The 12,540-nt window shown below is 35.0% G+C and carries 12 protein-coding genes and 1 other annotated feature; of the genes, 2 read left to right on the top strand and 10 right to left on the bottom strand.

Going from position 1 to position 12,540, the window contains the following annotated elements; translation table 11 throughout:
- Positions 1–14: 14 nt before the first annotated feature.
- The 5 genes from pheT to G7082_RS11560 form a co-directional block, all read right to left on the bottom strand.
- Complete coding sequence (gene pheT / locus G7082_RS11580; RefSeq protein WP_166035211.1) at positions 15–2,432, bottom strand: phenylalanine--tRNA ligase subunit beta; 2,418 nt, start codon at positions 2,430–2,432, stop codon at positions 15–17.
- Between the two features lie 4 nt (positions 2,433–2,436).
- Positions 2,437–3,483 carry a phenylalanine--tRNA ligase subunit alpha gene (gene pheS, locus G7082_RS11575; RefSeq protein WP_166035210.1) on the bottom strand — a complete coding sequence of 349 codons (1,047 nt, stop codon included), beginning with the start codon at positions 3,481–3,483 and terminating at the stop codon, positions 2,437–2,439.
- A gap of 52 nt (positions 3,484–3,535) precedes the next feature.
- Positions 3,536–3,742 (bottom strand) — a binding site (T-box leader).
- A 49-nt stretch (positions 3,743–3,791) separates the two neighbouring features.
- The gene (locus G7082_RS11570) at positions 3,792–4,118 is read right to left on the bottom strand and encodes a winged helix-turn-helix transcriptional regulator (RefSeq protein ID WP_166035209.1); all 327 of its coding nucleotides are present in this window, start codon (positions 4,116–4,118) and stop codon (positions 3,792–3,794) included.
- 90 nt (positions 4,119–4,208) lie between these two features.
- On the bottom strand, positions 4,209–4,712 hold the full coding sequence (locus G7082_RS11565) for an HD domain-containing protein (RefSeq protein ID WP_166035208.1): 504 nt from the start codon (positions 4,710–4,712) through the stop codon (positions 4,209–4,211).
- Between the two features lie 128 nt (positions 4,713–4,840).
- On the bottom strand, positions 4,841–5,602 hold the full coding sequence (locus tag G7082_RS11560) for a TrmH family RNA methyltransferase (RefSeq protein WP_166035207.1): 762 nt from the start codon (positions 5,600–5,602) through the stop codon (positions 4,841–4,843).
- Between the two features lie 105 nt (positions 5,603–5,707).
- On the opposite strand from G7082_RS11560, the gene G7082_RS11555 reads away from it, so the two are divergent.
- Together G7082_RS11555 and yidC are read left to right on the top strand one after the other, a co-directional pair.
- Positions 5,708–5,980 (top strand): acylphosphatase, encoded by a 273-nt coding sequence (locus G7082_RS11555; protein WP_166035206.1) that lies wholly within the window; start codon positions 5,708–5,710, stop codon positions 5,978–5,980.
- Between the two features lie 83 nt (positions 5,981–6,063).
- Complete coding sequence (gene yidC, locus G7082_RS11550) at positions 6,064–6,993, top strand: membrane protein insertase YidC (protein ID WP_166035205.1); 930 nt, start codon at positions 6,064–6,066, stop codon at positions 6,991–6,993.
- Between the two features lie 50 nt (positions 6,994–7,043).
- Here yidC and thrB read toward each other — a convergent pair whose 3' ends face one another.
- From thrB to trxB, 5 genes are all read right to left on the bottom strand, one after another.
- Positions 7,044–7,904 (bottom strand): homoserine kinase, encoded by an 861-nt coding sequence (thrB, locus tag G7082_RS11545; protein WP_166035204.1) that lies wholly within the window; start codon positions 7,902–7,904, stop codon positions 7,044–7,046.
- A 13-nt stretch (positions 7,905–7,917) separates the two neighbouring features.
- Positions 7,918–9,192: a homoserine dehydrogenase gene (locus tag G7082_RS11540; protein ID WP_166035203.1), complete on the bottom strand. Its 1,275-nt coding sequence runs from the start codon at positions 9,190–9,192 to the stop codon at positions 7,918–7,920.
- A gap of 122 nt (positions 9,193–9,314) precedes the next feature.
- On the bottom strand, positions 9,315–9,626 hold the full coding sequence (locus tag G7082_RS11535) for an ArsR/SmtB family transcription factor (RefSeq protein ID WP_166035202.1): 312 nt from the start codon (positions 9,624–9,626) through the stop codon (positions 9,315–9,317).
- A gap of 29 nt (positions 9,627–9,655) precedes the next feature.
- Positions 9,656–11,374: a phospho-sugar mutase gene (locus G7082_RS11530; RefSeq protein ID WP_166035201.1), complete on the bottom strand. Its 1,719-nt coding sequence runs from the start codon at positions 11,372–11,374 to the stop codon at positions 9,656–9,658.
- Positions 11,375–11,513: 139 nt separating this feature from the next.
- Positions 11,514–12,428, bottom strand: coding sequence for a thioredoxin-disulfide reductase (gene trxB / locus G7082_RS11525; RefSeq protein ID WP_166035200.1), 915 nt, complete (start codon positions 12,426–12,428; stop codon positions 11,514–11,516).
- Positions 12,429–12,540: the final 112 nt, after the last annotated feature.

Raw genomic sequence — 12,540 nt, 5'->3', positions numbered from 1 at the left:
CAACCTTTAATTTTCTATCTTACTTCGATACTTAATTCTTCAGAAAGAGCTGTATTTACTTTCTCCATCACTGATGTTACGTCTTCATCAACAAGGGTTGCTTCGTCATTTCTGAATATTAATGAATAAGCCAATGATTTTTTATTGTGTCCTAATTTTTCATTTTCAAACACATCAAATAATTGGATATCCACTAAGAATTTACCACCTTTACCACGGATTACATCGATAATTTGTTGACTCGTTACCGCTGTATCAGCTAAAAGGGCGATGTCACGTTTAATAGAAGGGTATTTACCTACTTCTTTATATGTTGGCTCTTCTTTTGCTAGCGCGCATAGATGTTCTAAATCTAACTCACAAACGTAGGTTTCATTGATTTCCATCTCTTTAGCAAATACCGGATGAACTTGTCCCATGAAACCAACTTTATCTTCTCCCACAAAGATTTCAGCAGTACGTCCCGGATGCATTTCTTGATACTCTTTAGATGCCACAAAGAGAAGATCCGCCTCTAATCCAAGTAACTCAGATAAATTCTCTATGATTCCTTTTAAGGTATAGAAATCAACAGTTGTTGCTGGACTGTCCCAAGTTTTACCAAACCATGTGCCAGATAACGCCATGCTTAAGTGTTTTGTTTCTTTTGGTAAACCTGTTGTTTCTAATTGTTCAAAGATATTTCCGATTTCATAAAAAGCAACTTGGTTATGTTTACGCGCTTGGTTATACGCCACATTTTTCAATAATCCCGGTACTAAACTTTGACGAGCAGTTGATCGTTCTTCACTCATCGGAAGGTCTAATGCCACCACGTTTTTTGGTTCAAGTACAAATTTAGTTGCCAACTCAGGTGTTGTTAACATGTAACTAATCGCTTCAGTTAAGCCATTTCCTTCTAACTGACGACGAACATCTCTTGTAACTTTTTGATTTCTTGATAATTTACCAGCGACAGATGAACCACTTGGTAGTGTTGAAGGTAAGTTATCATAACCAAAAATACGTGCTACTTCTTCTACTAAATCTGCTTCGATTGAAATATCCCAACGTCTTGGTGGAATACTTACTGTAAATGTTCCTGCTGCTTCAACAGAACCAAATCCTAAGCTTTCAAATATCCCTTGAACATCAGTTAGAGATAACTCAGTTCCTAATGAACGGTTAATTTTATCTAATGTAATTGAAACAACCACATCTTCTTTCGTGTAGTCATTTGAAATAACTTCACCTGTAACTACTACACCACCGCTTAATTCAGCAATCATTTGAGCGGCAAAAGCACTTGCTTCTTCCATCGTTGAAACATTGATGCCACGTTCAAAACGTTTGCTTGACTCACTTGTTAAACCAAATCCACGAGCTGTACGACGTGTTAAAGTTGAGTTAAAAAGTGCTGTTTCTAAAGCAACAGTTGTCGTTGTTTCAGTAATTTCAGAGTCCAAACCACCCATAACACCAGCTAAAGCGATTGGGGTTTTTCCATTTGTAATCACGATGTTTTCTGAAGTTAATTCTCTTTCTTCTTCATCTAAAGTTACTAGTTTTTCGCCATCATTAGCACGGCGAACTTTAATCTCTTTACTTCCTAATTTGTCATAGTCAAAGGCATGTTGTGGTTGTCCGAATAAAAGTAACACGTAGTTTGTCACATCGACCACATTATTAATTGGACGAATACCTTCATTCATTAATAATGTTTGTAACCACATTGGACTTTCTTTAATCACCACATCTTTAATCACACGCATACGATAAGTTGGTGTATCTTCTTGGCTTTCAATCGCTACTGATACGTAATCTGAGATATTAGCGTCACTTGCTTCAACTAATTCTTTTGTTGGGAAAGTCACTTTTCTATCGTAAATAGCAGCCACTTCATGAGCCACCCCTCGCATACTTAGAGCATCTGCTCTATTAGGTGTGATTGATAGTTCAACAATCGCATCATCCATTGCTAAGTATGAGAAAACTTCATCTCCTGGTGTTGCATCATCTGGTAAGAAATAAATTCCATCAGCATACGCTTTTGGTACCACACTGTTAGAATAACCAAGCTCATCTAATGAACACACCATTCCAAGAGAGACTTCTCCACGCATTTTACCTTTTTTAATTTTAACATTCCCAGTAATACGAGAATTTGGTAAAGCAACAATTACTTTTTTACCTGCACGAATATTAGGAGCTCCGCAGACGATTTGATAAAGTTCTTCTTCACCTACATCGATTTGACACACTGATAAATGATCGCTATCACCATGAGGACGACATTCTTTCACGTCACCTACAACGATTTTTTTAAGTCCTTCTTGAGGAATGGCAACATCTTCTACTTCAATTCCAGAACGAGACATTTTATCTGCTAATTGTTCTGGCGTAATATCTTTTAAATCTACTAATTTTTCTAACCATTTATAAGAAACTAACATTGTTTTACCCCTTTACTTTGAATTGTTCTAAGAATCGTAAGTCATTTTGATAGAAATAACGAATATCATTCACGCCGTATTTCAACATTGCCACACGGTCTGGTCCTAAACCAAAGGCAAAGCCACTAAATTTAGTTGAATCAATACCTGACATTTCTAGTACGTTAGGATGGATGATACCAGCACCTAAGATTTCAATCCAACCTGTCTGTTTACAAACGTTACAGCCTTTACCGCCACATTTGAAACAGCTAATATCTACCTCTACTGACGGCTCAGTAAATGGGAAGTAACTTGGACGTAAACGAATTTCACGCTCTTCACCAAATAATTTTTTAAGTAACACTTCTAACGTGCCTTTTAAATCACCCATTGTAATATGTTCATCAATCACTAAACCTTCAATTTGGTGGAATTGGTGACTGTGGGTTGCATCATCACTATCACGGCGGAACACTTTTCCTGGACTGATCATTCTAAGTGGCCCAGTTGAAAAATCATGTTTTTCCATTGTTCTTGCTTGAACTGGTGACGTGTGTGTTCTAAGTAAAACATCCTCTGAAATATAGAAAGTATCATGCATGTCACGAGCTGGGTGATCTTGCGGAATATTCATACGCTCAAAGTTATAGTGATCTTGCTCTACTTCATAACCTTCAATCACTTCATAACCTAATCCCAAGAACACGTCTTCGATTTCTTCCATCACTTGAGTTAAAATGTGAGGTGTTCCTGTTTTGAATTCATGACCAGGTAATGTGATATCAATCGTTTCTTTTTCAAGAGCAGCATTCATTGCTTCTGCTTCTAAAGCAACTTTCTTTTGTTCTAGTTCTTCTGTTAAATGATCACGAACCTCGTTAGCAAATCCACCAACAATTGGTCTCATTTCAGGATCTAAATCTTTCATTCCTCTTAACACTTCTGTGATTGAGCCTTTTTTACCTAAAATCTGAACTCTGATGTCATTCAAATGATCTAACGTTTGCGTTGATTCAATTTTTGTTAATGTTTCTTTCTTTAATTGTTCCAATGTTTCTTTTAAAGACATTATTCTCCATCCTTCCTATTTTTAGCAACAAAAAAAGACACCATTCCTTATACAAAGGAACGATGTCTCGCGGTACCATCCTAATTCACACGCTATGTGTGCACTTTTATTTGTTAACGATGAATCCACCGGTTTATTACTGAGATAAACAACGTGAGAAGTGAACTTCGTTTAATCTTTTAACAACTTGCTTTCAGTCAGTGACAAGTCTCCCTTTTGAAAAAATAATTAAATTACTCTTTTCTCTTAATGTTATTGTTATATTGCATTCATACTACAAGAAACAAGGCAAAAGGTCAAGTCTAAACTTAAACCCATTTCTCGCCCCATACTTTGATTTCATCCATGACTGGTTTTAGCTCTAACCCTTTTTTGGTTAAGCCATACTCAATCCGATTGGTTTCTTCTGAAAAAACTTTTCTCTCTAAAATACCTTTTTCTTCAAGTTCTTTTAAACGTTCTACTAACACACGATCACTAACGTCTGGGATTTTAGTCGCAAGTTCAACAAAGCGTTGACAACCATCCTCGATTAAGACATCGATGATTAGACCATTCCATTTTTTTCCTAAAATTTCGAATGTTTTCTCAAACTTAGGACATAACATAAATTGACGTTCTTTACATGATTCCATACTTTCACCTCATCCATACCATTTATCTTAAAAAGTATATCCTTAGTATAAATGAAAAAGCCGACCTTTTCTAGCAAGTCGACTCATTTTTTATACATTTACTAAGCCAAAATAATTTGAGGCTTTAAATTTCATCTTTTCATATAGGGGAACAAATACTTCTTCACACGCACAATACTTATCAACTAATGTAACAATATAGCTTTCTTTGTACTTAGGTGGTGCGATCGTTGCGCCAAACATATGCTTTACAATGATATCTTCTTCTAAATCTGAAATTTCAGTTAATTTTCTTGCGTTTTCTAAAGCAATTCTTGGGTGCACATAAGCATGTGAGCCATTTGGAGATTTTTCTTCTGTTTTCCAATCATAATAGAATAAATCATGTAACAGACCTGCTCTTGCAGTTGCTCTCGTATTGCCGTTCCATTTTTTTGCTAGTAGAAAGCTTCTATACGACACACTAATCGAATGTTCTAAACGGTTTGAATAGTGATGTTGCTTGAATTCGACTAAGCTTTGTACGTCTTTTGTGTCAATCAAATCTGCTACTAATTCTAAATATTCAGTGTCATTTTGCCAGTTTAATGTCATAAGTTATAGTCACTTTCCTTTAGTTATATGTTAGTTTAATTAATTACTTCATTCACATTAGTAGTATTCTATCATGAAGAAATCATAATTACTAGTTTAGTAAACGTCCTTAATAAAATTGTAATATATTACACGGAAAACATAATAATTCCTGCGGCTATGGCTACGTTTAAGGATTCTGCTTGACCTTTCATTGGAATGTATACATTATAATCCGTATTTTCTAGCACCTCTCTTGAAACACCTTGTCCCTCATTACCTAAAATAATTCCTAATTTGTGGTCCTTGTTTATTTCTTGATAAGAAATAGCTTCCTCATTTAATTCAGTTCCATAAAGAGTCACACTAGACTGCTTAAGTTCATCTATTTTTTTTAACAAATCAGCTTCTTCGATTTGTATGTGAAATTGACTGCCTTGCATAGAACGAACCACTTTTGAATTATAAATATCCGCTGTTCCTTCACCTAAGATAACGGCATCAAATCCAGCTGCATCCGCTGTTCTAATCATTGTCCCCACATTTCCTGGATCTTGAACATTGTCTAATAGTAGTAATCTTGTTGCAGATGCTAACTTAATTTCAGCTATATTTTTCTCTACAATGGCTGCTACTGGTTGTGGACTTGGTAAACCTGAGATATGTTTCATAATATCATCTGTCACTTGAATAATTTTTTCGACGTCCATTTTTTCAACTAAACTAATATGAGTTGTTAAAGCTGATTCAGTAATAATGAAACTTTCCACAGGCGCGTTAAATGCGATAGCTTCCTCTACTAAGTGCTCTCCTTCAATAAGATACCTATTTTGTTGATCTCTATGTTTTTTTTGTTCTAATTTTTTTATTTGTTTAACCCAATCATTTTTTAGCGATTCTATTATTTTCATTGTTTTCCCTCTCAATCTCAATCATTATAACAAATTTTAGCTAAATTTACAGTTTAAGATTCACGAGATATAATGGTGTAAATAAATAAAAAGCGAGGTCATTTTATGAAAGTATCATTACGAGTATCAGGTCGAGTTCAAGGTGTTGGGTTTAGATATATGACCAAAATAAAAGCGGATGAATTAGGAATTTTAGGTATGGTGCGAAATGAAGACAATGGAGATGTTTATATTGAGGCGCTCGGTAGTGAAAATTTAATTCAACAGTTTATCGCCATTGTAAAAAAGTCACCTGCACCTTTTGGTCGGGTTGATCACGTCACTATTCAGCCACATGAAAATTTAGAAGATTATCCTGATTTTTCTGTGAGGTACTAAATATATTTTACTTTTAGATTGAAAAAGCCCGTGATTTTAGATATAGTATTCTTTGTGTAGATTATAGTAAAGGAACGAATTGAATGAAGCGATTAAAACGATGGATGATGACATCCAGTTTATTCGGGTTACTGATTTTTCTTTCTGGTTGTGTTAAGACAGATAAAACAGGAAATCCTACAGGGGACGGATTTGTTTACAATTTCCTTGTGAAACCTATGAGTAACATGATTACCTTTTTAGCTGAGGACTGGGGACTTGGTTTTGGTTTAGCCATCATCCTACTAACAGTTGTCGTTCGTTTGATTATTATGCCACTTGGTTTAAGTCAAATGAAAAAATCAATGATTCAACAGGAAAAAATGGCCTCAGTTAAGCCATATACTGATGAAATCAACAAAAGAATGAAGGCTGCTACTTCAAACGAAGAAAAAATGCAGGCTCAAACTGAGTTACAACAACTTTATAAAGACAACAACATTAATCTAATGGGTGGTATGGGTTGTTTACCATTACTTCTTCAAATGCCTATCTTTACCGCATTATTCTTTGCGGCTAAATTTACGCCAGGTATTAATGAAACTGTCTTTATGGGAATTAACTTAGGAAAACCAAGTATGCTTTTAGTCGCTTTAGCAGGTATTAGTTACTTTGCTCAAAGTTATATTAGCATGATTGGTATGAACGAAGAACAGAAGAAACAAATGAAGATGATGAGCTACATGTCACCTATCATGATTATTATGTTCTCAATCAGCGCTCCTGCTGGTGTAACACTTTACTGGGTAATCGGTGGTATTTTCAGTTGTATTCAATCTTTAATTACTAACCTTTACCATAAACCAAAAATTAAAGCAGAACTTGCTGAACAATTGGAAAAAAATCCGATTAAAGTAGTGAAGCCTAAAATTAAAGATGTGACGCCGCAAGGAAAACAAAAACCAGCCAACAAAAACAATGGCAATAATAAAAATGCTAAAGGTCGCAATGCTGGTAAACAACAAAATAAATAATAATCTATTAAAAAAAGAGACTGACAAAAAAATGTTAGTCTCTTTCTTTTTTATAAAACTCGAACTCCTATTTTATCAACTTCTAGATTTTTGACAAGACAGCGATTCAGTTTTTCTTGTAGCACTGACGTAATCTTAGCTGATTCATCCTTTTTACATAAGGCCAAAATAGTCGGACCCGCCCCACTTAAAACAGCCGTGTATAAATTTAGCTTTTTCTTCAATGCTCGCACCTTATTTAATTCTGGAACTAAAGCATTTCTAAACGGTTCGTGCCATTTGTCTTGTTCCATTAATAAACAAGCTTGCTCTAAATTCCCTGTAATTAGAGAACTTAAAACAACATTCGAAATACTACTAGCCTCTACTGCGTATTCATGGGTTAGTCTTTCTGGTAAGACATTGCGACTATCTGACGTTAGTAAATGATAATTTGGAATCACCGCGATAATGCCACATTCAGGAAAATCATGCTTCGTATAGAAAACATCTTCTTCCAATTGACTAGCTGCCACAAAACTGCCTAAAATAGAAGGAGCCACATTATCGGGATGTCCTTCAATCCTGGCAGCAATTCTTAATTTAGCGTCACTTGTTAAATTCAACTCACCTAACTGGTTGGCTAGTTCAATCCCTGCGACAATAGCAGATGAACTACTACCTAAACCGCGAGCTAAAGGTATCTCAGAAACCATTTTTAACCGATGAGGAACTAATTCAGGGTATAAATCAAGGGCTGTTTTAATAATTAAATTAGTTTCATCAGCTGATATTCCTTTAAAGTCATGTTCGATGACCCATTCTTCACTTTTACCAACAACTTCTATCTCCAAATACATCGACAAAGCCAAACCAAAAGAATCAAAACCTGGACCTAAATTGGCTGTCGTTGCAGGGACAATAATTTTCATAGACTCACTCCTCTTAAATAACGTGATAACTTTTTTGATTACTTAGCTTAAATTCAGCTTTTATTTCCTCTAACAATAAAACTAACTCTTCATTGTTCATTTTACTAGTTAGTATCGCTGTAAACACTTGCTCTTTTTCACTAGTTTTTTGAATAATCTGATCCTTCTTAATGTGTTTATCTTTCAGTATATTAAAAAAAGTTTCATTACTTGTTTCCATCTCAAAGGTTACAAAGTATTTTGAATAACTATCTGATTCAGCAGCCAAAACAACAGACTCCTCAAATCTAGTTACGGAAGAAACTTCCACTTTATTTTTTAGTTGCTCACCTATAACCATAAGATCATTTAGAATGCTGCTAGCTGTAGGATTACCACCTGCACCAGCTCCGTAATACATCGTCTCTCCCATTCCAAAACTATCAATAAATACTGCATTTTTTTCATTTTCTACACTAGCTAAAGGATGACTATTAGAAACTAAGGTCGGAGCAACGCTTGTTTTGACTCCTTGATTAATCATTTTGGCTGATCCTAGTAATTTAATTTGATAACCCATTTCCTCAGCACACAAAATATCTTGTTTACTAATTTGAGTAATTCCTTGAGTTGAGACATCTTTCATTTGAAGAGACATCCCAAAACATAATTTAGTTAAAATAACCATTTTATAAGCGGCATCAATACCTTCTACATCATTTGTCGGATCAGATTCAGCAAAACCTAAACGTTGTGCTTCTTTTAATGCTTCATCGTAACTCCAATTATTCGTTGTCATTTGGGTTAACATATAGTTCGTCGTCCCATTAACAATTCCGTAAACACTATTGATTTTATCGGAGATGAAACTATTAGAGAGGGTTCTCAAAATCGGAATCCCACCAGCGACAGCCGCTTCATAATATAGCCAACAACTATTTTCTCGGGCTATTTTTTCGATTTCATTTCCGTGTTGAGCAATCAAGTCTTTATTCGCAGTGATAACATGTTTTTTATTCTTTAAAGCTGTTATGATGCTATCTTTTGCGATAGTCGTCCCACCCATTACTTCAACGATAATATCAATTTCTTGATTCTCAATCACGTCTCTAATATCTGTTGTTAACTTGAGGTTAAATTGATTGGCTATTTCTTGTTTATTTGAAACATTTCTCACAAACACTTTCTCAATTTCAAAAGAGAGGCCTGTTAGCTTTTGTATTTTTTCTTCTTGTTCTCTTAACAAGAATGGTATAGCTGAACCCACAGTTCCCAAACCTAAAATGCCTATTTTTATTATTTTTGCCATTCGATCACTCCTATGTTATTAAAACACACTCATTTTTTTCTAATATTTTGTTAATTATAACTAATTTTATCTATAAAAAAAAGAGGAAGAGACAATATTTTGTCTCAATCCCCTGTTTAATGTTAATCACACTCTTTGATATGACTTAAATGTAAGAATGTTTCAGATAAAATTTCTGTTACATGATGATCGTCTAAAGAATAGACAACTGTTTTGCCTTCTTTTCTAGACTTCACTAAGTAATTTTCTCTTAGTAATTTTAATTGATGAGAAATGGCGGACTGTTCCATTCCTAACTTATTAGTAATCGACGTCACATTCAATTCTTCTTCTGAAAGAGCTAGTAAAATTTTTAACCGCGTTGGATCACTAATACTTTTATAAAATCTACTCACTCTTAATATATTCTCATCTGTTACGCCTTCAACCATCATTTCTCTCCACCTTCATCTATTCACATTGATTAATCGATAAATTGACCAACAGCTTTTTCAAAGGCAATGATTTTTTCATTTGTATCTGATAAACTGCTTCCTTTAACACCTAAATAGAATTTAATTTTAGGTTCTGTTCCAGAAGGTCTAATAGCAATCCAGCTACCATCTTCTAAAAAGAATTTCAGAACATCTGCTGTTGGTAAATCAATCGTTTCTGTTGCTTTTGTTGCGTAAGTTCTCACTTGAGATTGGTAATCTTCATAGTAAGCCACTTTAATACCAGCAAATTCTGTTGGAATATCCTTACGAACGTCTTTCATTAATTGTTTAATTTTCTCAACGCCTTCAATACCACTCATGGTAACCGAAATTGTTTTTTCTTCAAAATAACCAAATTCTTGATAAATATCTTCCATGGCATCTGCTAATGTTTTATTTTGTTCTTTATAGTAAGCTGCAATTTCTGCCAGTAATAGTAATGCTTGAATCGCATCTTTATCTCTTACGAAAGGTTGAACTAAATAGCCATAGCTTTCTTCAAAACCAAACACAAAATGTTGTGAGTTATCTTTTTCATACTCTTTGATTTTTTCAGCAATGAATTTAAATCCTGTTAAAACATTCACCATTTTAACATCAAATTTTTGACAGATTGCTGTTGATAATTCACTTGATACAATTGATTTTAACACAACTGCTTTTTCTGATAAAGTTCCTTGCTCTTTTTGTGCTTGAAGCAAGTAATGAACCATTAAGCTACCTAGTTGATTTCCTGTTAAGACTTTGTAACTTCCATCTGCACATTTAACGGCTGCGCCTAAACGGTCCGCATCAGGGTCTGTGGCAACTAAAATTTCTGCCCCTTCTTTTTCTCCTAATTTAATCGCATACTCAAAAGCCGAGTGTTCTTCTGGGTTTGGAGAAGCTACCGTTGAAAAGTCAGGGTCTGCAACGGCTTGTTCTGGCACTAATTGGAAACTTTCAAAACCAGCTTGCTTTAAGGCACGTTCTCCTAGCATTTTCCCCGTTCCATGTAATGGTGTAAAAATTAATTTCAAGTCTTTTCCAGTGCGTTTAATCAAGTCGTGATTCACACTCACTGATTTAATATTTTCTAAATAAGTCGCATCAACTTCTTCACCAATAATGGTAATCAAGTCCCCTGCTTCTTCTTGTAATTTAAATTCAATTTCTAAAGGATTTTTGATTGAACGGACAAATTCTGTAACAGCATCTGCATCATGTGGTGGCATTTGACCGCCATCTTCCCCGTACACTTTAAAACCATTATAGGCAGCAGGATTGTGACTAGCTGTAATCATGATTCCAGCAATACAGTTAAAGTGTCTAACTGCAAATGATAATTCTGGCGTTGGACGTAAGCTTTCAAAAACATATGAAGCAATCCCACGAGCCGCTAATGTTTCTGCTGCAGCCATAGCAAACTCTGGTGATTGGTGTCTTGAATCATAAGCAATCGCTACACCGCGTTCTTTTTCAGCATCTCCTAAATTTTCAATAAATTTACCCAAGCCGTCTGTTGCTTGTCTGACAGTATAAACATTCATACGGTTAATTCCAGCACCAATAATTCCGCGCATACCGGCAGTCCCAAACTCTAAGGGAGCATAAAAAGCGTCTTTCATCTTCGCTTCATCTGATGCCATTTCCAATAAACTTGTTTTTACAAGCTCATCTATATTTTCAAATTCATTCCATTGTTGATAGGTTGTTTTCCATTCCATTTCTTATCACCTCTGTTTTTTATTCGCTTTCATTATACCACTTAAAGAAGTCCAAAAGTAAAAAAAATAGGAGGTTATAATAAAACTATCATCTGTTTTATTTATAACCTCTTTATCTATTTTTATCTGTTTAGTACGTCTAGTCTAAACTAGTTATATATTTATAAACTTCTTGTCCAGCAATACTACCATCTCCAACCGCTGTTGCAATTTGGCGTAACACTGTATCACGAACGTCCCCTATGGCATAAACTCCAGGAATACGTGTTTCCATATGGTTATTTGTTTCAATCCAACCTTCGCCGTTTGTAATATTTAACTCTTGAAATGGTTCTGTTAATGGATCTAATCCAATATAAATGAAGATACCTTCTGCATCCACAGTCGTTAATTCATCCGTTTTTGTATCTTTTAAGGTTAAATTAGTGATTTTTTTATCATCCCCTGTTATTTCTACAGGGACTTTGTTCCACATAAAATCAATTTTTTCATTTTTAAAGGCACGATCTTGTAAGATTTTTTGAGCACGTAATTCTTCTCTACGGTGAACAATCGTTACTTTGCTAGCAAATTGTGTTAAATATAGTCCTTCTTCAACGGCAGAATCTCCACCACCAACCACATATAAGTGGCGCTCTTTAAAGAATGCACCATCACATACGGCACAATATGACACTCCGCGACCTGCGTATTCTTCTTCACCAGGAATACCGATTTTACGATGTTCGCTTCCTGAGGCAATAATCACTGTTTTTGCTTCATATACTTCATCATCACAATACACTCTTTTAACTAATCCATCATTTTCTAAACGAGTCACATTGCCGTAAGCATGCGTTGCCCCAAAATTTGAGGAATTGTCATACATTTTCATGGCTAAATCAGGTCCTGTAATTGACTCAAATCCTGGATAATTTTCCACATCTGATGTATTCATCAATTGTCCACCAGGAGCGCCTCTTTCAATCACTAAAACAGATAAATCTGAACGTGACGCATAAAGTGCGGCTGTCATCCCACCAGGTCCTGCACCAATTATAATTACATCGTACATAAATATACCCCCATAAGTTTTATTTCATCATTACTTTAACGCTTCAAGTTGTCCTTGTCTATTCTTTTGCTTATATCTTTTTGCACATATGAATTGACTTATTTGATAATAT

The sequence above is a fragment of the Vagococcus hydrophili genome (genome assembly GCF_011304195.1).
Lineage (GTDB): Bacteria > Bacillota > Bacilli > Lactobacillales > Vagococcaceae > Vagococcus > Vagococcus hydrophili.
This window is presented reverse-complemented; position numbering and strand designations above follow the sequence as displayed.